Origin of the sequence: Acinetobacter nectaris CIP 110549, assembly GCF_000488215.1 — a bacterium.
Lineage (GTDB): Bacteria > Pseudomonadota > Gammaproteobacteria > Pseudomonadales > Moraxellaceae > Acinetobacter > Acinetobacter nectaris.
This window is the reverse complement of the sequence record NZ_KI530734.1, coordinates 157,967-181,801: the sequence shown is the minus strand read 5'-3', so window position 1 is coordinate 181,801 and position 23,835 is coordinate 157,967. Positions and strand designations below refer to the sequence as shown.

Sequence of the window (23,835 nt, the reverse complement as noted above, 5' to 3'; positions counted from 1 at the left end):
GTGAATACATGAATTCCCTCGGCACACGGAGAGAAGAATTGAAAGACTTGCTCGATATCATGCGTAAAAAAACGGACTCTGACGGTCATACTCCAGTTGAGTTTGATCGCATCCGTATTGGTCTTGCATCACCAGAAATGATTAAATCATGGTCTCATGGCGAAGTGAAAAAGCCTGAAACCATTAACTATCGTACGTTTAAACCAGAACGTGATGGTTTATTCTGTGCCAAAATCTTTGGTCCAGTAAAAGATTACGAATGCTTGTGTGGTAAATACAAGCGTATGAAGTACAAAGGCGTCATTTGTGAAAAATGTGGCGTTGAAGTAACAACTGCAAAAGTTCGTCGTGAACGTATGGGTCACATTGACCTTGCAACACCAACTGCACATATTTGGTTCTTAAAATCATTACCAAGCCGTATTGGTTTGTTATTAGATATGACACTACGTGATATTGAACGCGTATTGTATTTCGAATCTTATGTTGTAACAGATCCAGGTCTAACAGAGCTTGAAAAGTATCAACTTTTAAATGATGAAGAATACTTCACAGCTTTAGAAGAGCATGGCGATGAATTTTCAGCAAAAATGGGTGCTGAAGCTGTTCAAGATCTATTAAAAGATATCGATCTTGAAGCAGAGATTTCTCGTTTACGTGAAGAAATCCCTCAAACAACTTCAGAAACAAAACTGAAAAAAGCATCTAAGCGTTTGAAATTGATGGAAGCATTCTATCAATCAAACAATAAGCCAGAATGGATGGTGTTAAATGTACTTCCAGTACTTCCACCAGATCTACGTCCATTAGTACCACTTGAAGGTGGTCGTTTTGCGACATCTGACTTAAACGATTTATATCGTCGTGTGATTAACCGTAACAACCGTTTAAAACGTCTTTTAGACTTAGCTGCACCAGACATTATCGTACGTAACGAAAAACGTATGTTACAAGAGTCTGTAGATGCATTGCTTGATAACGGTCGTCGTGGTCGTGCAATTACGGGTTCTAATAAACGTCCATTAAAATCTTTGGCAGACATGATCAAAGGTAAGCAAGGTCGTTTCCGTCAGAACTTGTTAGGTAAGCGTGTAGACTATTCTGGTCGTTCTGTAATCACAGTGGGTCCAACGCTACGTCTTCATCAATGTGGTTTACCGAAAAAAATGGCACTTGAATTATTCAAACCATTTATTTTTGCGAAGCTACAAGCATCAGGTCAAGCAACAACCATTAAAGCTGCGAAGAAAATGGTTGAGCGTGAAACACCTGAAGTATGGGATGTACTTGCAAACGTAATTCGTCAACATCCAGTGATGTTGAACCGTGCACCAACACTTCACCGTCTTGGTCTACAAGCATTCGAACCTGTACTTATCGAAGGTAAAGCGATTCGTCTACACCCACTCGTATGTGCGGCATTTAACGCCGACTTCGATGGTGACCAAATGGCGGTTCACGTACCATTGACACTTGAAGCACAGCTTGAAGCGCGTGCGTTAATGATGTCTACAAATAACATCTTGTCACCTGCAAATGGTGAACCAATCATCGTACCTTCTCAGGACGTTGTATTGGGTCTTTACTACATCACGCGTGATGCGGTAAATGCACAAGGTGAAGGTATGGTGTTTGCAGATACTCACGAAGTAAACCGTGCGCTTGCAACACGTCAAGTAAACATGCATGCGCGTGTGAAAGTACGTGTACACCAAACGATTATTGATGAAAATGGTAACCGTGAAAAGCAAACCATTATCGTTGATACAACACCAGGTCGTTGCTTACTTTGGGAAGTTGTTCCTGAAGGTTTAAGCTTTGACATGATCAACCTTGAAATGACGAAGAAAAACATTTCTAAGTTGATTAACACTTGTTACCGTAAACTTGGTCTAAAAGACTCGGTTATTTTTGCTGACCAATTGATGTACCTTGGTTTCCGTCAAGCAACACGCTCAGGTGTGTCTGTTGGTATGGAAGATATGGTGATTCCACCAACAAAACAAGTGATCATTGATAAAGCAGAAGCTGAAGTTCGTGAAATTGAAGATCAATTCGAGCAAGGTTTCGTAACTGCTGGTGAACGTTATAACAAAGTTGTCGATATTTGGGCGCGCACAAACGACCAAGTTGCTAAAGCGATGATGGATAACTTGTCTTCTACTCTTGTTAAAAACAAGAAAGGTGAAGATGAGAAACAAAAATCATTCAACAGTATCTATATGATGTCGGACTCTGGAGCGCGTGGTAGTGCTGCACAGATTCGTCAGCTTGCAGGTATGCGTGGTCTGATGGCAAAACCAGATGGCTCGATTATTGAAACACCGATTAAAGCAAACTTCCGCGAAGGTCTAACAGTACTTCAGTACTTTATTTCAACACACGGTGCGCGTAAAGGTTTGGCCGATACAGCATTGAAGACAGCGAACTCGGGTTACCTAACACGTCGTCTAGTAGACGTTGCACAAGATTTAGTAATCACAGAACCAGATTGTGGTACTGCTGGTGGCTTAGTCATGACACCATTAATTCAAGGTGGTGATGTAATTGAAGCATTACGTGATCGTGTACTTGGTCGTGTAACTGCTGAGGATGTACGTCGTGCTTCTGATGATGAGATCGTTTTACCGAAAGGTACACTCATTGACGAAAAAATCGCTGCTTACCTTGAAGAGGCAGGTGTCGATGAAGTTAAAGTTCGTTCAGTTGTAAGCTGTGAATCTACATTCGGTGTGTGTGCGAACTGTTACGGTCGTGACCTTGCTCGCGGTCACTTGGTAAATCCAGGTGAGTCTGTGGGTGTAATGGCTGCTCAATCTATTGGTGAGCCAGGTACACAGTTAACAATGCGTACGTTCCACGTTGGTGGTGCAGCAAGCAGAACATCTGCTGCAAACAGTGTTCAAGTACGTAATAAAGGTACTGTACGCTTCCATAATGTGAAAACTGTACAACACTCGAAAGGACACCAAGTTTCTGTGTCACGTTCTGGTGAAGTAGGTATTGCAGATGAGTTAGGTCGTGAGCGCGAGCGTTATAAACTACCTTACGGTGCAAGCATCTTACTTAAAGATGGTCAAGCTGTAGAAGCTGGCGGTATCGTTGCAACATGGGATCCGCATACACATCCACTTGTAACAGAAGTTGCTGGTAAAGCACGCTTCTCACAAATTGTTGATGGTTCGACTGCAACATCGAAAACTGATGACACAACAGGTATGACAACTGTTGAAATCTTACCTGTAACAGCACGTCCTGCTTCTGGTAAAGATTTACGTCCAGCGATCGTACTTGATACAGCTGATGGTGGTGAGCAGTTCTACTTCCTACCACAAAACACAATTGTGACTGTTCGTGATGGCGAAACAATTGGTGTCGGTGACGTTATCGGTCGTGTACCACAAGAATCATCTCGTACACGTGATATTACCGGTGGTCTGCCGCGTGTTGCCGACTTGTTCGAAGCACGTAAGCCAAAAGAACATGCAATCCTTGCTGAAATTTCAGGTGTTGTAAGCTTTGGTAAAGAGACTAAAGGTAAATATCGTCTTGTAATTACGCCTGATGATGGTGCTGAAATCTACGAAGAGCTGATTCCAAAATGGCGTCAAATCAACGTGTTTGAAGGCGAACATGTAAACCGTGGTGAAGTGATCTCTGATGGTCCACAGAACCCACATGACATCTTACGTCTAAAAGGCGAAGTTGCATTAACAAACTATATCGTTAATGAAGTACAAGATGTTTACCGTTTACAAGGTGTAAAAATCAACGATAAGCACATCGAAGTTGTTGTTCGTCAAATGCTTCGTAAAGTAGATATTGTTGATGGTGGTGATACAAGCTTCATCAAAGGTGAGCAAGTAGATTACATCCGTGTAATGCAAGAAAACCTAGCAGTATTGGCACAAAACAAGTTCCCTGCGAAGTTTGACCGTCAATTGATGGGTATTACAAAAGCATCATTGTCTACAGATTCATTTATCTCTGCTGCATCGTTCCAAGAGACAACACGTGTCTTAACAGAAGCTGCTGTAACAGGTAAAGAAGATGATTTACGTGGTCTTAAAGAGAACGTGGTTGTTGGTCGTCTAATTCCAGCAGGTACGGGCTTGGCATACCACTTAGAGCGTCGTCGTCAAGAGTCTGAAGCTGCTGAGTATGAACTTCAAAATGACTTTAGCGATGTTGATCAAGCATTTAGCCAAGCATTGAATGAAGAACAGTTCTAAAATTTGCTGTTAAAGTAATATTGAAAAGGCACCTTAGGGTGCCTTTTTTATGGATTGGTAATATCTGCGCAGAAGTATAATTGCTGTGGTAAGAATAATAAAAACAGTACCCAAATATGTCAGAGTTGCAGTTTTTAGTGTTACAAACTGATTGAGTATTCCCATACCAATGACAGGAATAGACATACCCAAATAAATAATGACAAAAAAACTAGATGTAATGGCAGCTTTATATTCTTTAGGGCTATGCTGTGCCAAGTTTGCTAAGCAGGCTCTAAAGCTAAGTCCTTGCCCCCAACCGCATAAAGCTGTTGCAATATAAAGCAGCATAAAATTTTTAAAGTAAATACATAATGTAAAAGGAAGTAATCCTAAGAGTAGTGCATAACATCCTACAAATTCACGTTTTTCTTTTGTAATAAAAGGCTCGCTCATTTGCCCTAAAACAGATGCAATAAACAAAATGAAGATAGTCAGTCCAATTTGAACAGCATGATGAACTTCAAAAATATGGTTTAAAATAGATGGGATAATAGAAGAGTAAAACCCCATAACCATGAAGCCTGAGAACCCTGCAATAGCAACAGGGACAAAGATGTTTTTAACCTCATTTGGTAATGCTAAACGTTGTATTTTTAAGTGAATTTGAGATGCTTTTGGCTGACTTTCTGGAATAAAACAAAGTAGGCAGATGGTAAATATAGAAAGTAAGATGTGAATGATATAAGGCATTATTTCAGGATTTGGTAAACTTTCTACAATGACTCCACCAATGAGGGGGCCAAGACCTAAACCTAGAATATTGGCACCACTTGCGATAAGCGTTGCAACTTTACTCCAGTTTTTTGGAGCAAGTTCTAAAATCATCACTGTTGCTGTTGAGGCATATAACCCTGCTGAAAAGCCAGAGAATAGGCGTGCGATAAGCCATAGTCCTACCGAGTGACCAAATGTAAAGAATAGGGCAGAGATTATTGAAAAAATGAGCCCTAAGAATAATATAGGCTTACGACCTAACTGATCAGACCAGCTTCCCATGGTAAGTAGAGCAATGATGACACCAAGAGCATAAGTTGCGAAAATGAGAGTGATTGTAAAACTTGTAATATGTTGTTCAGCTTGATAGATGGGGTAAATGGCTGTTGGTAATGTTGTACCAAGCATATTAATGAGAAAGATGAATGCAACACTTATACAGGCAAAAGAGGGGTTTTTCATTGATTTATCATTTTGATGTATTTTTGATCTAACATTCTATGTGATAAATTTATTTAAGCCAAATAAAGTAAAGAATAAAAAGCCCACAAAATATGTGGGCAAAGTATCTAAACTAATTTTTTGGGTTTGATCCAAATGGCGTAGATTGCAATGAGAATAACTAACCAAACACCGCCAACATAGAGCGCAGGGCGTAAGTCTGGGAAGTACCCTATAAGACCAATAACAAAAGCCATAAACAGGGTAGCTAGTACAGGTGCAATTGGCCAACCAACAACAGGAAAGTCTAATTTCTTAATTTCTTCAGCAGAAAGTTTCTTACGCATACCGAAGTGTGCAAGTAAAATCATGAGCCATACATATACAGTCGCAAAAGTACCAATAGAAGCAATGATTTCAAATACATTTTCAGGAATAAGGTAATTTAAGACAACACCAACGAGTAGAACGCCTGCCATCACAACAATCGTCATCCATGGCACACCATGTTTTGAAGTCTTTCCAAAGCTTTCAGGTGCTTGTCCTTTTTTTGCCATGCCATACATCATACGGCCAGCGCCAAAAACATCACTATTAATTGCTGAAATTGCAGCGGTAATCACAACGATATTTAAGACTGCAGCAGCAGATTTAATGCCAAGACCTTCAAAGATTTGTACAAATGGACTGCCATTTCCTCCAATTTGATTCCAAGGGAAAATTGAAAGCAGTACAAAAATAGTGAGTACATAGAATAAAAGAATACGGAAAGGTACCGCATTAATCGCATGTGGAATTGCTTTTTTAGGGTCTTTAGACTCGCCGGCTGTAATACCAATAACCTCTACACCACCAAATGCAAAGACAACTACAGAGAAGCAAGCAATAAAGCCCCCAATTCCATTAGGCATGAAACCACCATGCTGCCAAAGATTGGTAATGCTTGGTGTGACTGTTGTTTGTGGTAAATGGAAGCCATAAAGTAAGATGCCTAATCCACCAAGAATCATAGCAACGATTGCGCTGACTTTAATAATAGATAGCCAGAACTCAAGTTCACCATATACTTTAACGTGAATAAGGTTTATTCCACCTAAGAAAAATATAAGAGATAGAATCCAAGTCCAACGAGGGACATCAGGAAACCAAAAACCCATGTAAATACCAAAGGCAGTAACATCGGCAATGGCAACGATGACCATTTCAAAGACATATGTCCAGCCTGCGGTAAACCCCCAAAGTGGACCAATATATTCGGTTGCATAACGACTAAAAGAGTCTGAAACAGGGTTATGTACAGCCATTTCCCCAAGTGCTCGCATGACGACATAAATTGCAAGCCCAGCTAAAATATAAGCCAGAATAACTGATGGTCCTGCGAGCTGAATTGCTGAAGCTGAACCATAAAAGAGCCCTGTTCCAATGGCAGAACCGAGCCCCAAAAAACGTATGTGGCGCGTACTTAATCCACGCTTTAAAGATGATGTCTGTGACATTATTTACTCCAATCCGTGTCACATATTGTATAGAAGCGAGTCAGTGAGTCCACATAATATTTATTCATCCTAAACAACCGCTTAAAAACTGTCTATTTTTTACTCTTATTTATTAGGTGATTGAAAAGTTAATAAAAGAATATATGTGCTAAATAATAATATTATTTAATTTTTAATCTGATTAATTAAAATACTTTACTAATATAGTATGATTTATTTTAATTCCAACCTTTAGAGTTGGTTATAATAAAATTAATCCCGACTAAAATAATATGAATTTAATAAATATTTATAAATAACAGTATCTTAATAATATTATTTTAATTTTTATTAAAATAGAGTTGCATATTAATAATAATATAAATATTATTAATTTAGTGGTTATTTAGAAGATTTAAAATGTTGAAAAAATTAGTTGTTTTATCTTTGGTTGCTTTATCTTCTGCAAGTTTTGCAGGTAACTTTCAAGTAAAGTTGGGGGTGAGTGCATTAGTTCCAACAGAGGATAATAATACGCTTGCACAAGGTGCATTAACGCATGTAAAAGCGGATCATTCGTATAGTTTTACACCATCTATTGAGTATTTTTTTGATAATACAGGTGTATCGGCTGAATTATTGTTGGCAACACCATTTAAACAGCATGTGACAAGTAATGGCACAAAAATCGCTTCATTCAGACATTTACCACCAACATTAACGGTAAAATATAACTTTAATAACACTACAGGTTTTACACCATATGTTGGTGTGGGCATGACAGCAGTTATCCCTTTTGATGAAAAATTAAATGGTGAAAAACATCAGCTAGATGCAAAAGTTGGCTATGGTGTGGCAGGACAAGTTGGTCTGAACTTTAAGCCACAAGCAGAAGATAATTGGGGGCTATTTGCTGATGTACGCTATGCAAATGTAAAATCTAAACTTAAATTAAATGGTACATATATTGGTGATTTAAAAGTAAATCCTTGGGTATATACTGTTGGTTATAGTTACCGTTTCTAATTTTCAAAATATGTATACAGTTTAGTTGAGTAATCATTTGTGAATATAAGCAAGTTGCTATGTCTTGGGGTAAAACAGAGCAATCTAAACTGTATGCATTTAAAATAATAATAAAGCGTGCAATAACAAATTAAATGGGGAATCTTTACTGTTTTTGATAAGCGCACCTCACTCAAAAGAGTGGGGTTTTTTTATGCAGACATTTAAAAAAATTAAGTAATTGTCTTGAAAAACTCGATGTCTTCCTCCATTCATAAAGCATTCAACACAATAATGTCATTATACAAAGAGGTAAGTTTATGAGTACCGAAAGTAATCCAAAAAACTATAGTTTCCAAGCTGAAGTTGCACAGCTTTTGCATTTAGTGACGCATTCTTTATATTCAAACCCAGAAATATTTCTAAGAGAGTTGGTTTCAAATGCTTCAGATGCGTGTGACAAATTGCGCTTTGAAGGGATTAATCATCCAGATTTCTATGAAAATGATCCTGACTTACATGTTCGTGTCATTTTAGACAAAGATGCAAAAACGATTACAATTTCAGACAATGGGATTGGTTTAAGTCAGCAAGAGGCGATTGATAACTTAGGTACGATTGCAAAGTCGGGCACAAAAGATTTTATGTCTAAGCTAACTGGGGATCAGAAGTCTGATGCACAGTTAATTGGACAGTTCGGTGTTGGTTTTTACTCAGGTTTTATTGTTGCAGATAAAATTGTGGTGGAATCGCGTCGTGCAGGTCTTGAAGCAAGTGAGGGTGTACGTTGGATTAGCGGCGGTACGGGCGATTTTGAAGTTCAAGACATTGATAAAGCTTCACGCGGTACAGATATTATTTTGCATTTACGTGATGATGCCGTTGAATACTTAGAAAGTTATAAAGTTAAGCAAATTATTAATAAGTATTCTGATCACATTAGTCTTCCAATTGAAATGCAAAAAGAAGTGTGGCAAGAGGAAGAGGCTGCTGAGGGTGAAGAACCTAAAGGTGGTCAAATGGTTAAAACAGGTGAGTGGGAAGCGATTAACTCTGCAAGTGCATTATGGACGCGTAGTAAAAATGATGTAACAGAAGAGCAGTATGTCGAGTTCTACAAAAACCTAACCCACGACTATGAAGCACCTTTAGCTTGGTCTCATAACCGCGTAGAAGGAAATACTGAATATACACAGTTGCTTTATATTCCAAGTAAAGCATCACAAGATATTTTCACACGTGATGCAAAGGCAGGCATTAAGCTGTATGTAAAACGTGTGTTTATTATGGATGATGCGGATAATCTGATTCCAAATTACTTACGTTTTGTTCAAGGTGTGGTAGATAGTGCAGACTTACCATTGAATGTAAGCCGTGAGTTATTGCAAGAAAGCCGTGATGTAAAACTGATTCGTGAAGGGAATGCGCGTCGTGTACTTACATTGCTTGATGGCTTAGCGAAGTCAGAAGATGAGCAAGACCAAGAGAAGTTTAAAAAGTTTTATGCTGAGTTTGGCTCAGTCATTAAAGAAGGTTTAGGTGAAGATACTGCAAACCGCGATCGTATTTTAAAAATTCTACGTTTTGCAACGTCGACAAATGATGAAATTTCAACATCATTGGCTGACTATAAAGCACGTATGAAGGAAGGCCAAAAGTCTATTTATTATGTGACGGCAGACAGCTTAACAGCGGCAAAAAATTCACCACAGCTTGAGCTTTTCAAGAAAAAAGGTATTGAAGTTTTACTGATGGCTGACCGTGTAGATGAATGGGCAATGAACTTTGTGCATGAGTTTGATGGTATGCCAATGCAAAGTATTGCTAAAGGTGCGGTAGATCTTGGTGACTTACAAGATGCGGAAGAGAAAAAAGCACTAGAACAAGCACAAGAACAGTTTAAGCCAATTGTAGAAAAACTGGGTGATGCATTAAAAGCTAAAACGAAGGAAGTACGTGTAACAACACGTTTAGTCGATTCTCCTGCATGTCTTGTGACGAGTGAAGGTGAGTTGTCTCCTCAGCTTGTGCGTATGTTAAAGCAAGCAGGACAGGCTGTACCTGATGTGAAGCCAACATTAGAAATTAACCCTGAACATCCATTGGTTAAAAAGCTAGAGCAGACAGGTCAGTTTGACGATTTGGCAAATGTAATTTTTGACCAAGCTGTGATTGCTGAAGGTGGTTTACCTGAAGACCCTGCTGAATATGTAAAACGTATTAATAGCTTATTGATGAAATAATGATATTGAGTTAAAGATTTTTTAGGTTATATTTAAAAGCTGAATCCAATTGGGTTCAGCTTTTTTTATTAGAATGTTGCTTCGAGTTGAATGTTTGAACTAAAAGAATAACCATCTGTTGCTGTGCTATCTCTGTAATATGAAACATCATTTTCTAAGAATACCCAGTTTCTCCAAATAGGAATACGCCAACCAAAATATGGCCCCCAGCTTTGCAGTTCGACATCTTTCTTTTCTTTACTATAAATACCACTGGTATAGATGCCATAGGTAATACTTTTATTATCTAAAAACTTCTTTTGCATAAAAAGTTTATCACTCCATGTGAATTCTTCTGCATAGCTTTTAACAATAGAGAATTGATTTGAAGCAAGGTCTTTGTCTGAACGTTGTTGTGTAAAGTTGAAGTCAGTTTCAGAGTAATTTTTACTTTGTGATGCATAACGAAAGGTCTGACTTGCATCAAGTTTCCAGTTTGCAAATAAATCCCAGTTTTTTTCAGCATTAACCTCAACATATACATCGCTATTTGAGTTGGAGCCAATATCCATTCCATTTTGAAATGGTAGCAGCTTGGAAATTTCACCGAAGACTTCACTTACCCAAAGTCTCTCCTTCTCCTTTTTTGAAATTTTACTTTTTTTCTTTTGAAAGCCAAGTGTACGTTTTTTGGTTGTTTTCTTTTCGGTGTTTTGCAGGCGTAAAGATAAAGATGTTTTGCCAAAAACTGCTAAAAGTTGTTCTGCAAATATAGGGGAATTGGGGTCAAACCACAGTGGTGGAATAGCCTCTTGTGTAATATCTTCAAAGGGTACTGCATCTAGTTTATATTTTCTATGTAGATATCTTTGATAGCGAAAGTGCTGTCTAGAAGTATTCAGTCTTTTACTTGTAATGAGGTGTTGCGAGGGGAGGCATAAATTAAAATGCGATGCATTTGCTGTATGAGACAAAGTACATAAAGCTAAAGAAGAGCATGTATAAATAAAAAAATGTCGTCGAATTAACACATCAAAAGAGTTCTTAATCAAATATGTCAGAAAATAAGTAAATTTATATTAGCCCAAGTCTTTTTGTAAGTGTATAAAAAACTTTTGCTGTTCAATGAGCCATGTGTAAGCATCTTTAAGCTGGCGATACCAGTCAGAATAAATTGTACTACGATGAGGGCCTAAAGTAATCCAAATCTGCCAAAAGGTTTGATTGGTTTGGTAAAGAATTGCCCAACGCGGAGAGTCACATTTATTGAGCTGACTGAGTAAGTTGTGCTTGTTGTCAAAAGCACCACAATAACTTTGTTTGTACTCAGATGTTTGCACGATTGTTAGTATCGTTTCTCTTTCTTGCGTAAATGAAATTGTAGCTTTTTCTGCCAGTATATTGGGTTGGCTACAACGTTGAATAATTTCTTTTAAGTGATACGTTGCTTTGGCTTTTTCAATAAGGGCAGATGGCTGTTCAATTTTTAATAGATTCTGGCGAATTTCTTGAATGAGTTCTGCTTTTTCTAAGAGATTCATGATATCTGACCTGAAATATAAGATTCTGCTTTTTTAAGATATTCAGCCAAGACCTGATTCAGCGTCAATTCGAGTAATTTATATTCTACACTTTCAGGGTTTGGATGCTGTCGAATTAATTTTATGAGTTGGTCGATATCTAGTTCTGAAATCGAGATTTTTCCCTGTAAAAAAGCATTCACTTGTTGCATAACGTATGCTTATTATTAAAACTCTGAGTATAGTATTTTTATAGCAGATTAAGTAGTACAAGAAAAGGTTTCATGTAATGAAACGTAGCAATAAAAAGATACCTACAATGGTTTTTTCATTATAGGTATCTATGGCATTTAATCTTGTTTTATATCACAACTGTTGTCGTTACATTGTGCATTAGACTCAGGCTCAGATACTGTTGCTGCTTTTTCATCTTTTGATGCTAAAGTTTTTTGTATAACTTCTTCAAAAACTTGCGCAGGTTGTGCTCCTGCAAGTGCAACACGTTGATCAAATACAAAAAATGGTACACCTGTAACATTCAACTTTTCGCGCGCAAGATCTTCATCATATTTTACAAACTCAGCAAACTCGTTTGAATTGAGCATGTCTTCAACTTCGCCATTTTCTAAACCAATACGTGAAGCAATTTCTTCAACAGTTTCACGCTCTCCAATAGCGAGTCCTTCAGTCATATAAGCATGGAAAAATGCTTCTTTTGCTTTGTTTCCAAGACCTTTACTTTGGGCAAGGTGAATAACGCGGTGCGCATCGAAACTATTACCTGCTTTTGTTTTACGCCACTGGAAGTCAATTCCTTCTTCCGCTGCCATTTCAGCAATTTGAACTTGCATGGCTTCCATTTCTTCAATACTGCGACCATACTTCTTAGCAATGAGTTCAGTTGTTGGAACACTAAAGCTTGCAGGGGATTTAGGGTCGAGTTGGAAGCTATGCCAGTGGATTTCAAGGTCTAGATTCATTTCTTCAGCAACACGTTCTAGACGTTTTTTACCAATGTAACAAAATGGACAAACCACATCTGACCAGATATCTACGCGCATAAGTATCTCAATAATTATTTAGAATAATAATATGATGGAGGTTATTATAAAAAAGGCAAGTATCGAATGCTGAACGTTGTATAAATTGGATATCAAACGATCTCACCAAATAAGATGATGAGATCGAATATGGTTTTAAAGACGTTCAATAATAGTGGATATCCCTTGTCCGAGCCCAATAGACATGGTGGCTAAACCAAATTGAGTTTTCTTTTGTTCCATAATATGTAGTAATGAAGTAATAAGTCGTGTACCTGAGCAACCAACTGGATGACCAAGTGCAATTGCACCGCCATGAACATTCACTTTATCTTGTTGTTCAAACAGGTCTAAATTTTTGAGTACAGCCAAAGTCTGTGCTGCAAATGTTTCATGTAGTTCAATGGTCTGAATATTTTTCATTGAAAGACCTGCACGTTTAAGGGCTTTCTGAGTTGCGGGAACTGCGCCGTATCCCATCAGGGCATCATCACAACCTGCTACAGCAGTCGCTCGAATTACAGCTCTCGGTTTTAAATTTAAAGTCTTTGCATGTTCTGCAGACATCACTAATAATGCCGAAGCACCGCTAGATGTTTGTGCTGATGTTGCATTTGTAATGATGCCTTGTTCAGTATCAAATATAGGTTGTAATGCTTGTAAGTCTGAAAGTGCTAAGTGTGGTTGAATGACTTCATCTACTTTACAGGGTGTTTTAAAACCATCATGGTTATGCCCTGCAATAGTGACCACTTCTTTTGCAAAAGCTCCATTTTGGGTAGCTTGCCATGCACGTTGGTGTGATTGCAGTGCAAAAATATCTTGCTGTTCACGTGTAATCCCGTTCATACGAGCAAATATTTCAGCAGTTAATCCAAAATTATGAGAGGCTTGTGCATAATATTTTGTATGTTGTAAATGCTGATTCGTATTGGCTGGTTTAGTTTGTGTATGTTCGACACCACCAACAATAAAGATATCTCCTTGCTGTGTTGCTATCTGTGCAACAGCACTATGGAGTGCCTGCATTGAAGAGCCATCTAAACGATTTACAGTCTGTCCTGCAGTTGTTTTGGGTAACTGAGCAAGCAACGCAATCTTTCGGGCAATATTTTCTTCGCCTTGAGCGTGAACACAACCCCAAATTACATCTTCAATGTCTTCTAGATTAAACTGATTTCTTTCTAATAGTCGTTGAATTAGTACTGCTGATAACTCGCTTGCTTGAATATGACGAAACATACCATGTTCTGTTTTTGCCATGGCAGTACGGGCAGCATCAACAATAACAACATCACGAGGCTTTAACTGCGCCATTATTGTTCTCCTGTACGAAATAGATTTTGGTTTTTCTTTGCTAGGTCATGCAACATTTGAGGTGCTTCGTATATCTTTCCTAAGTGAGTATAGGTATTGCATAAAGCAATATATTCTTTAATACCCATTTGTTCTATATAACGACATGGCCCACCTTTAGAGTTTGGAAAACCAATATAACTCATGGCTAGATCTGCTTCATAAGCAGTGGAAATCGTTTTATCTTCCAAACATCTGATGGTTTCATTACATAAAGCAAGCATCATACGATCGATAATTTCGTGGTGACTTACTGTTTCTCGTTCATCAGGAATAAGAGGGTCAATAATTTCATATACCGCTGTGTCGATAAGCTTGTTTGTCTGATTTTTATATTGATAAAAACCAAGACAGCTCTGATAACCAAACCGTTCAGCACGATGCAATAATGATGTTACGCCGTGGAAGTCATTTTGCATACGTTCAGGGTAGCTTTCAGAAAGTAGCTCTGCCATATGCATAAATTGATGTGTACCAAGTTGATCAATCATTGCTGCGGGACCAATATGCCATCCAAAGGCTTCCATAATATGGTCAATTTTTTGGAAGTCGACTCCTTGTTCAACAAGGTTTTCAAAGGCATTTAAGTAAGGAAATAAAGTACGGTAAATAAAGAAACCAGCACCATCTTTTATTAAAACAGGTGTTTTTCCTAATGCTTTTGCAAACGTCATACTTGTTGCAATAGTTTCTTGAGATGTTTCCTCACCATATACGACTTCAACACATTGATGATTGGAAATCGCATCTAAAAAGTGCATGCCAATAAACTGTGTAGGACGTTGTAATGTTTTCGCAAGACGTGTAATTGATATTGTAGATGTGTTTGAAGCAATAATTGTATCTTTCGTTACAATTTGGCTTTCAACCTCTTTGATTGCTTGAACTTTAGATTTCGGATGCTGATTTAGACTTTCTATTACAAAGTCTACTTTTGCAATACTTTCATAGCTATATGTTGGATGGACTTGGCAGAGTGCATTACCTAACTCTTGAATTGAAATTTCATGCTTTTCGAGTTTTTTATACAGACGATCTCGAACTGATTCTACAGCCTGATTGCCTTCTTCCGCAGTGGAAACTTTTAATAAGACGGATTTATTGCGAGTGGCTATTTCTGTAGTAATTTGACTTGCAGCAGTATTGGTACCTAGTAATGCTGTATGCGTAATTGGAGTGGCTTTATCTGCATATTGCAAAACTTGTGTATTGTAAAAATCAGTTGTTTGTAGTGAACCTATAACGGCATGTATTTGTGGTCGTTTAATCGCCTGAGCAAAGTAATCAATTTCTAACGCGAAAGCTTCATTTGCATTAAGTAATACTGAATTCTGTAGTGTATTTAACAGTAGCTTTGACGCAGGATTATGCATTAAGGCATTCTGTGAAAAGGTTTTGGTTTTTATGGTGTGGAATGCGATAAATTGTTCAATTGGGCTTAATTGTAAAGGTGCAATCTTTTCTTTTCTTTCTTTTTTCCAATCAAATTCACCATGTATCGCATGTTGAATAATATCCAATGCCGCTGGAATAATTTTTTCTTCATGTGTAATGGTATCAACTAAGCCATAGGCTTGAGCCCATTCTAAAGTTAAAGGTGCTTTTGCTGTGAAGAACTGAACAGCAGCTTCTAAGCCAATCAATCGTGGTAAGCGGGTTGTTGCACTAAAAGTAGGCAATACACCAAAATCTGTTGTTAAGAAGCCTAATTGTGATGTATTTGAGATCACTCTATAGTCACATACAAGCGCAATATCAAAACCACTACCAATAAGGTTTTCTGAAATTACTGCAACAGTTGGTAATTGTAATGCCTCTAACCGATTTAAAAGAGAGAAAAGTTCTTGAAGCTCGTCATGTATGGTTATTTCATCTTTAGTGCAATAATCCATATATGTTTTTACTTCAGCATCAAGTGCAGAATATGCTTTTGCAAAAGTAACGATTAAGCCTTGAATATCTTTTTGTGAGTCAATTGCGTCAAGCGCCGCTTTAAAATCTTCTAAGGTGGCATGATCAAATTTGTTCACTAAGTTTTCTTGTGAATTGAAGTGGAACTCTGCAATACCGTTTTGTAGCATACGAACGGTAATCGCATTGCCAATATGGATCATGCGCTGATCTCCTTTATTTTTTTACCAATATTTAACTTATTGCTATTTTGCATATATTTATGCAGATACACATCAAATTCTTGCTGAATATTACGATAACTATATAAAGCCATTCATGTGATTGTATTTAAGTCATAACTTAAAGTAAGTGATTGATTTGTTTGTTTTAAGCGAAGAGCTCTATTTTTTGAAAAAAAAGATAAATTAAGAGCATTTTTAGAAAAAAATCTCATAAATTTTGTTAAATTTGCATATAATGAGAATAGATTGAAAATTATCTTAATTTAAAACATTTAATACAATTTGGTTTCTTTATGACTAAGTGGATTATCCTCGCAATATTTGTGATATCTGCACTTTATATCCAATATCGCGGTAAGGTGCGCCATTCGTTTTATCGTCAATTTTTTGACCATTCAACATTGCTCGCGCCCATTAATTTTTTAATGTATTGTTTTTCAAAAGTGCCAAATCAGCCTTATATTGAAACGCAGTATTTTAAAGACCTTAAAGTGCTTGATGAAAATTGGGAAATGATTCGTGATGAAGCAAAAGCACTCTATGACCAAGGGGGGATCAAAGCCTCAAGTACATATAATGACCTTGGTTTTAATTCATTTTTTAAGACGGGATGGAAGCGTTTTTATTTGAAATGGTATGATTCAAGTCATCCATCTGCATCTGAATTATGCCCAAAAACAACTGCATTACTGAAAACACTCCCATCAATTAAAGCTGCCATGTTTACTGAGTTGGCTCCTGATAGCCGTTTAGTACGCCATCGTGATCCATACGCAGGCTCATTGCGTTATCACTTGGGATTACTAACCCCAAATGATGACCGTTGCTTCATTGATGTTGATGGTGAACGGTACTCTTGGCGTGATGGTGAGAGTGTAGTCTTTGATGAAACATATATTCACTATGCAGAAAACACGACAGATCAGAACCGTATTATTTTATTTTGTGATGTAGAGCGTCCCTTAAAAACGAAGTTGATGGAGCGTTTTAATCATTGGTTTGGTCGTAAGGTAATGACGGCTGCGAGTTCACCAAATGAAGCAGGTGATCAAACAGGTGGTTTAAATAAGGCTTTTGGTTATGTGTATCAAATTCGTATTAAAGCCAAAGCATTAAAGGCAGCCAATAGAACGTTATACTACATCTTAAAATGGATACTCATGCTAGGAATTTTCTTCCTTATTTTTATTCGTCCATATATTTTTAAGTAATTATAACAATGCTTGAAAAGCACGCTAAACCGTAAAGTATTGGCTTTATTTGTAGCGTGCTTTTTTGATGCTGAGATGTATCTTTGACTTGAAAGTTATTGCGATTGCATCCAATACATAACATAGTTTCTGAGTTAACTACATTTAAAGGAATACTGTGAACCCAAATGCACGCCAACATATAGAAAAAGTTCTACAGCATATGACCCAGCTACCAGGCATATATAAGATGCTTGGAAAAGATGGTGAGCTTTTGTATGTGGGTAAAGCAAAGAATTTAAAAAATAGGGTTTCGAGTTATTTTATAAAAACAATTGAGCATCCAAAAACACAGGCATTGGTTGCCCGTATTTATGATATAGAAACACTGATTGTTCGCTCTGAAACGGAGGCATTGTTACTTGAGCAGAACTTAATTAAAGAGCATCGTCCTCCATATAATATTATGCTGAGAGATGATAAGTCATATGTCTATATTTATGTTTCGGCAGATCGTCCTTATCCTAGAATTGCAAGTGGGAGAGGTAAGGGAAACCATCAAGCAGGTAAGTTTTTTGGGCCTTATCCAAGTGCGCAAAGTGCCAAGGATATGCTACTTACGCTACAAAAATTGTTTAATGTTAGGCAGTGTGAAAATAGTTACTTCTCGCAGCGCAAACGACCTTGTTTACAGTATCAGATTAAACGATGTACAGCGCCTTGTGTCGATCTAATTTCACCTGAAGACTATGCACAAGATGTAAAAAATTCACTTCAATTTTTACAGGGCGATACAAAAGCATTGAATCATGAGCTGATTCAAAAAATGGAGAAAGCCGCAGAAAATTTAGAATTTGAGCAGGCTGTTTTTTATAGAGATCGTTTAGGTCTACTTCGAGAAGTTGCTGCCCAACAAGCAGTATATACATTTAAGGGTGAAGCGGACATCTTGGCAATTGCATATATGGCAGGTGTAACTTGTGTTCAGATTATGCATGTTCGTAATGGGCAGATGTTAGGTGGAAAGAGCTATTTTCCTGATATGATGGGCAATGACTTAGGGCAAATGCTTAGTGACTTTCTTGCGAACTTCTACTTTCAGGTTGCTGATGAAATTCCTCAAGAGTTGATTGTGAATCAGAAATTAACTGATCAGTTACAGCTTGAAGAGGCTTTTTATGAAGCATTTAAGAAGAAAGTTTCTATTAAGCATAATGTACGAGAAACACGTGCAGAGTGGTTGGAGCTTGCACAAATGAATGTGCAGCATGCTATTAAAGGTCAGTTAAACCATCACTTAGAGTTAAATGAGCGCTTTCATCAGCTACAGAAAGTCTTAAGTCGTAAGGTTGACCGTATAGAGTGTTTTGACATTAGCCATACGATGGGGGAGGCAACAATTGCTTCTTGTGTGGTGTTTGATCAGGGTGGAATGCGAAAAAGAGATTATCGTCAATTTTCTATTGAAGATATTCAGGCAGGAGATGATTATGCTGCCATGAAGCAAGCATTAACTCGCCGTTATAAAAAAGCATTATTGCCCGATTTATTACTCATAGACGGTGGTAAAGGGCAGCTACACATGGCAATGGAAGTCATGCAAAATTTAAATTTAGACCCTTTTATGGTTGGGGTGTCGAAAGGAGAAGGGAGAAAACCAGGGTTAGAAACTTTACATTTCACTAATGGTGAAAAAGTACAACTGCCAGAAGACAGTAAGGCACTTCATTTAATTCAACAAGTTCGAGATGAAGCACATCGTTTTGCAATTACTAAACATCGTGCAAAACGTGATAAACGTCGTGCAGGCTCTGTATTAGAGGTAATACCCGGGTTAGGGCCAAAGAGAAGGCGAGATTTACTCACCCATTTTGGGGGTATACAAGGTGTGTTACGTGCTTCAGAAAAAGAATTAACGGGTGTGTTAGGCATTGGTGCAGCAATGGCAAGAACAATTTATAAAGTTTTACATGAGTAACAAAAGGTAAGCCGATTGCTTCTTTCAGTCAGAAAAACTTTATTAAGCTTCTAGTCGACATAAAACAGCAATTCGTATAAAGTGACAAGATGTTTCAGTAAAATAATAATGTCTTTGACACGACGTATGTTGGGCATAATCAGCTAAAGTAAAGTGGCGGGTGTATATGAGCACAGGGCGGATCCTGAATATTCCAAATATCTTGACGATTGCAAGGATTGTGTTAATCCCTGTCTTTTTGGTGATTGCCTATTGGCCACCTGTGGTGGGTGTAAATGGTGTAAATGAAACAATCTTATTTCGTCATACAGTGTTAACGTCTATATTTATTCTTGCAGCAATAACAGATTGGTTCGATGGTTATTTAGCACGTGTGTTGAATCAGACCTCAGCTTTTGGTCGCTTTTTAGATCCTGTTGCCGATAAACTTATGGTAACGGCTGCATTGGTTGTTTTAGTGCAGTGGAGACCATCAATTGCGATGGCATTTGCAGCTATTGTTATTATTTCTCGTGAAATTACAGTATCGGCATTAAGAGAGTGGATGGCAGAACTTGGAGCAAGAACCAATGTTGCTGTATCGACAGTGGGAAAATATAAAACAGCATTTCAAATGATTGCAATTAGTGTATTTCTACTCAATTGGCAACCTCTCGATATTCTGGCTTACCTTTTATTGTATACCGCCGTTATTCTTACATTATGGTCAATGGTTATTTACTTAAGGGCAGCATGGCCATTTTTAAAACAACCTTAGTGTATAAAGCCTCTATTTGTATAGAGGCTTTTTTAATGGGGTATGTATGAACTTAGATTTATTTTATCCTGAGCCATGTGAAAATATTTTGCCCTATGATGGGCATGTAGAAGATTTTGGTCTGATTTGTACTGCGGCAGAGGCAGAAAAAAGTTTGGCTTATCTTTTAGAAAATTTAAATTGGCAGCATGATGAAGCCAAAATACATGGTCGGCATTATGTGACTGCAAGAAAATATGCTTGGTATGCCGATCATCAAGCACACTATATATATTCAGGCTTTAAGCATAATGCAGAAGAAGTTTGGGATCCTTTTTTAGTTAGAGTGAAAAATAAAATTGAAGCACTGACAAACACAACCTTTAACTCATGTTTGGCGAATTTATATTTAGATGGTACACAAAGTATGGGGTGGCATAGTGATGCAGATGACTTCTTAGGAAAACAGCCTGTTATTGCCTCTTTAAGTTTTGGTGCAACACGTAAGTTTCGATTTAAGCATATGCTGACAAAGGAGTGTCTTGAAATGAATTTATATTCAGGTCAATTAATTGTTATGAAAGGCGATACTCAAATATTTTGGCAGCATACAATACCTAAAATGACAAAAATACTTGAACCAAGAGTGAATCTTACATTTCGGAATATTTACTCCGAGACTCTGTATTAGATGTGAAGATAAGTAAGGAGAGCGATATGACATTAAAGCAAGAAAATGGAATTTTACCTATTATCATCATTGGTGCAGGTGTTGCAGGTCTTTCCTGTGCGCGTCAGTTACAAGCACATCATCAACATGTTGTTATCTTAGAAGCCAGAGAACGGATAGGTGGTCGTGTTCACTCAAAAATGATCGCAGATCGTGTATTTGATTTGGGCGCTTCATGGATTCATGGGATTGAGGGAAACCCAATCTGGGATATTGTAAAAAAAGAAGGTATAGAAACAGAAATATTTAACTATGATGTATCCACTTTTTTACATGATGGTGGACAGCCATTTTCAATACAAGAAAAAGATCAGTTTCTATCATATATTTTAGAAATAGAAAAAGCACTCGCAAGTCATCAAGGTTGTAGTGCTTTAGACGTTGTTTCTTCAACTATTAATACATTAGAAATTAAAAACCATGCGCTCAAAATGAAGCTACAAAGTTTCTTTGAACGAGTCGCTAATGATCCTTTTGCAACGGATTTATCGACTTTAGCAGCGAACTATCAGCATTATGAGGGGTATTTCTCTGGCGATAAAGTTGTTTTTCCTAGTGGTTATGAGCAAGTGGTGTATAGCATAGCGAAAAATTTAGAGATTCAACTTAATGTGAATGTAAAAGAAATCATTCAAACAAAAGGTCATATTGTTGTTATTGATGCTGAAGGACAGCAATTCTTAGCATCTAAAGTTGTTGTGACTGTTCCACTTGGTGTTTTAAAAGCAAAAAAGATTACATTTACACCTGAACTTCCTAGTGCTCATCAGCATGCTATAGATCACATGGGGTATGGATCATTTAATAAAGTATTTTTTCAACTTGATGAACCTTTAGATTTTATAGCAAAGAATACTACTTCAACGAATAGTTACTTCTTTTGGCATGATGATTATTGTTTCAATATCCTAGATTTATCTGAGATTTATAAAACACCCACCTATTTAATGCTGTTTGGCGGTCAGCAATCTATCTTCATAGATCGGTCAAATGATTTAGAAGTCTGGAGCTTTATTTCTCAGCATTTAAGAGTCTATACAACATCTCTGCCAGCAATACCAAAACAAAGCGTGATTACGCGTTGGGGAGCAGATATATATAGCTATGGCTCATTTAGTTTTCCTGCGCTTCATCATACGGAAGAATTGGTACAGAGACTGAATAGAAATATTGATGAGCGTATCTTTTTAAGTGGTGAGCATTGCAACATTCAGTATGCAGGTACGGTTCATGGTGCATACCTGCATGGTAAAGATGTGGCTAATCAGATTATTCAAATGGTAAAAAACTAATATCCACTGGCAAGTCCGTCACTTCTTGGGTCTGTTGCAGCATTTATTGTACCGAGCTGATAGTTTACAGAAATTGCACCTGCATGCCCCATAAGGTCGGAATAGCTTTCTAATACTTCGATGGGATGTCCGCGTTTTTCTAATCTTTGAATGATATCGGCATTAATACGATTTTCTAATTTTAGATTGTTAGATGCCATACCCCATGTGCGTCCATAGAGCCACCGAGGCGCTGCCACAGCTTCTTGTACTGTCATTTTATAGTCGATGACACGTGTGACAATTGCAGCTTGTGTTTGCGGTTGCCCCTCGCCACCCATTGTGCCATAGATGAGAGTCGGGCGTTGTTCGTTATCTAATAGCATTGCAGCATTTAATGTATGGAAAGTACGTTTTTGGGGTTTTAAACAGTTGATATGCGTTTCGTCCAGTGAAAAGAAACTTCCTCTATTTTGTAGTAAAACCCCTGTTCCTTCGGGCACAATAGCAGCGCCAAAGTCATGATAAATACTTTGAATAAGAGAAACGCTGTTTCCATCTTCATCGACAATGCCTAGCCAAACGGTATCCCCTTTAGGGTCTAGAGCAGCTTGATTTTTTGCTGCTAAATCCATTTGAATGCGTTCAGCTTGTGCCTTTGCATGGCTTTTAGAAAGGAGTTCATCTATAGGAATATGAGCAAATTCAGGGTCTGTGAGGTATTTATCTCTATCAATAAATGCTTCTTTAGTGGCTTCAACTATTAGATGATAATAGTCGGCTGAACCTTCAGCGATATTTTCTAAATTAAACTGATTAAGGATGTTCAAAACTTCTAAAGAAGTTATGCCTTGGGTATTTGGCGGTAAGTTGTAAGCAGTATAGTCTCGGTAGGTAGTAGAAATTGGATCAACCCAATTGGCTTGATGATTTTTGAAGTCATTGAGGGTGAGTACACCATCATTTTTAGATAGGTCAGCAATAATTTTTTCTGCAATACTTCCTGTATAAAATGCTGCTGCACCTTCAGCAGCAATTGTACTAAGTGTTTGTGCAAGATCAGGCTGTTTAAATACATCGCCAATTCTGTAAAGTTCCCCATTTTCTTTGAGATAGTTATTTTTAAATGAAGAAAATCGTTGTAAGTAACGAGACGTTTGATCGGTTGAATCAGTATTTATTTCTAACCATTTTGCAAAAGAAGGGGTAACAGCACAGCCCTTTTTTGCATACATGATAGGTTTGTCGAATAAATTTTTCCATTCTAAACCCGTATTAAAAAAATGCTTTTTTGCATATGTGTGTGCTAAATCCCAACCTGATACGACGCCGGGAACGGTATTTGCAGCCAAATAACCTCGGCTAGGAATTTTATCGCAGCCTCTAACCTTGTAAAAGTCGATAGTCGCTTTTTCACCTGAACGACCACTGGCGTTAATGGCATTGACTGTTTTATTTTTAGCATTATAAACAAGCCAAAAGTTATCCCCACCAATGGAGTTCATATGTGGATAAACTACGGCAAGCGTTGCTGATGCAGCAATTGCTGCATCAATTGCATTACCTCCTTTTTGGAGAATTTCGATAGCAGCTTGGGTTGCCAAATAGTGTGGTGTAGTGACAGCAGCATTGGTCAGAATAGGGTTTTGACATGTCGCAGGTGTAGCACAATATTTACCTGAAGATGAATGGCTCATTTGGTTTTCTTCTTGAGTGTTTTGATGAATTTGGCTACTCATAAGAGGGTG

General features: G+C 37.7%; 17 protein-coding genes. 8 read left to right on the top strand and 9 right to left on the bottom strand.

Translation table 11 applies throughout. The annotated features are described in order from the left end of the window. The first annotated feature begins 38 nt into the window (after positions 1 to 38). Positions 39 to 4,232, top strand: a complete 4,194-nt coding sequence (gene rpoC / locus P256_RS09795) for a DNA-directed RNA polymerase subunit beta' (RefSeq protein ID WP_040332117.1) — start codon at positions 39 to 41, stop codon at positions 4,230 to 4,232. 33 nt (positions 4,233 to 4,265) lie between these two features. On the opposite strand, the gene P256_RS09790 is transcribed toward rpoC, so the two are convergent. Next, positions 4,266 to 5,450, bottom strand: a complete 1,185-nt coding sequence (locus tag P256_RS09790) for an MFS transporter (protein WP_040332115.1) — start codon at positions 5,448 to 5,450, stop codon at positions 4,266 to 4,268. 107 nt (positions 5,451 to 5,557) lie between these two features. Then, a complete protein-coding gene (locus P256_RS09785; protein ID WP_023273524.1) occupies positions 5,558 to 6,925 on the bottom strand; it encodes an amino acid permease in 1,368 nt (455 codons plus the stop codon). A gap of 399 nt (positions 6,926 to 7,324) precedes the next feature. Here P256_RS09785 and P256_RS09780 point away from each other — a divergent pair, with 399 nt between their 5' ends. Together P256_RS09780 and htpG are read left to right on the top strand one after the other, a co-directional pair. Further along, a complete protein-coding gene (locus P256_RS09780; protein WP_023273523.1) occupies positions 7,325 to 7,930 on the top strand; it encodes an OmpW/AlkL family protein in 606 nt (201 codons plus the stop codon). 299 nt (positions 7,931 to 8,229) lie between these two features. Then, a complete protein-coding gene (htpG, locus tag P256_RS09775) occupies positions 8,230 to 10,152 on the top strand; it encodes a molecular chaperone HtpG (protein ID WP_023273522.1) in 1,923 nt (640 codons plus the stop codon). Positions 10,153 to 10,220: 68 nt separating this feature from the next. Here htpG and P256_RS09770 read toward each other — a convergent pair whose 3' ends face one another. The 6 genes from P256_RS09770 to P256_RS09745 form a co-directional block, all read right to left on the bottom strand. After that, entirely contained in the window at positions 10,221 to 11,162 is a 942-nt protein-coding gene (locus tag P256_RS09770; RefSeq protein ID WP_023273521.1) for a hypothetical protein, read from the bottom strand. Positions 11,163 to 11,210: 48 nt separating this feature from the next. Then, positions 11,211 to 11,672, bottom strand: a complete 462-nt coding sequence (locus P256_RS09765) for a hypothetical protein (RefSeq protein WP_023273520.1) — start codon at positions 11,670 to 11,672, stop codon at positions 11,211 to 11,213. Beyond that, entirely contained in the window at positions 11,669 to 11,863 is a 195-nt protein-coding gene (locus P256_RS09760; RefSeq protein WP_023273519.1) for a hypothetical protein, read from the bottom strand. The genes P256_RS09765 and P256_RS09760 overlap by 4 nt, the downstream gene beginning before the upstream one ends. A gap of 138 nt (positions 11,864 to 12,001) precedes the next feature. Then, positions 12,002 to 12,712, bottom strand: a complete 711-nt coding sequence (locus tag P256_RS09755; protein WP_023273518.1) for a DsbA family oxidoreductase — start codon at positions 12,710 to 12,712, stop codon at positions 12,002 to 12,004. Between the two features lie 135 nt (positions 12,713 to 12,847). Beyond that, complete coding sequence (gene fadA, locus P256_RS09750; RefSeq protein ID WP_023273517.1) at positions 12,848 to 14,008, bottom strand: acetyl-CoA C-acyltransferase FadA; 1,161 nt, start codon at positions 14,006 to 14,008, stop codon at positions 12,848 to 12,850. After that, positions 14,008 to 16,161, bottom strand: coding sequence for a 3-hydroxyacyl-CoA dehydrogenase NAD-binding domain-containing protein (locus P256_RS09745; protein ID WP_023273516.1), 2,154 nt, complete (start codon positions 16,159 to 16,161; stop codon positions 14,008 to 14,010). Before P256_RS09745 ends, fadA begins: the two co-directional genes overlap by 1 nt. A 314-nt stretch (positions 16,162 to 16,475) precedes the next feature. On the opposite strand from P256_RS09745, the gene lpxO reads away from it, so the two are divergent. From lpxO to P256_RS09720, 5 genes are all read left to right on the top strand, one after another. Continuing rightward, positions 16,476 to 17,393 carry a lipid A hydroxylase LpxO gene (gene lpxO / locus P256_RS09740; RefSeq protein WP_023273515.1) on the top strand — a complete coding sequence of 306 codons (918 nt, stop codon included), beginning with the start codon at positions 16,476 to 16,478 and terminating at the stop codon, positions 17,391 to 17,393. Positions 17,394 to 17,550: 157 nt separating this feature from the next. Further along, positions 17,551 to 19,350, top strand: a complete 1,800-nt coding sequence (uvrC, locus tag P256_RS09735) for an excinuclease ABC subunit UvrC (RefSeq protein ID WP_023273514.1) — start codon at positions 17,551 to 17,553, stop codon at positions 19,348 to 19,350. Between the two features lie 166 nt (positions 19,351 to 19,516). Next, the gene (gene pgsA / locus P256_RS09730) at positions 19,517 to 20,107 is read left to right on the top strand and encodes a CDP-diacylglycerol--glycerol-3-phosphate 3-phosphatidyltransferase (protein ID WP_023273513.1); all 591 of its coding nucleotides are present in this window, start codon (positions 19,517 to 19,519) and stop codon (positions 20,105 to 20,107) included. 46 nt (positions 20,108 to 20,153) lie between these two features. After that, positions 20,154 to 20,777, top strand: a complete 624-nt coding sequence (locus P256_RS09725; RefSeq protein WP_023273512.1) for an alpha-ketoglutarate-dependent dioxygenase AlkB family protein — start codon at positions 20,154 to 20,156, stop codon at positions 20,775 to 20,777. 26 nt (positions 20,778 to 20,803) lie between these two features. Next, positions 20,804 to 22,108, top strand: coding sequence for a flavin monoamine oxidase family protein (locus tag P256_RS09720; protein ID WP_023273511.1), 1,305 nt, complete (start codon positions 20,804 to 20,806; stop codon positions 22,106 to 22,108). Here P256_RS09720 and ggt read toward each other — a convergent pair. Continuing rightward, positions 22,105 to 23,826 (bottom strand): gamma-glutamyltransferase, encoded by a 1,722-nt coding sequence (gene ggt, locus P256_RS09715; RefSeq protein ID WP_023273510.1) that lies wholly within the window; start codon positions 23,824 to 23,826, stop codon positions 22,105 to 22,107. The two genes, P256_RS09720 and ggt, sit on opposite strands and share 4 nt — an antisense overlap. Positions 23,827 to 23,835 lie beyond the last annotated feature (9 nt).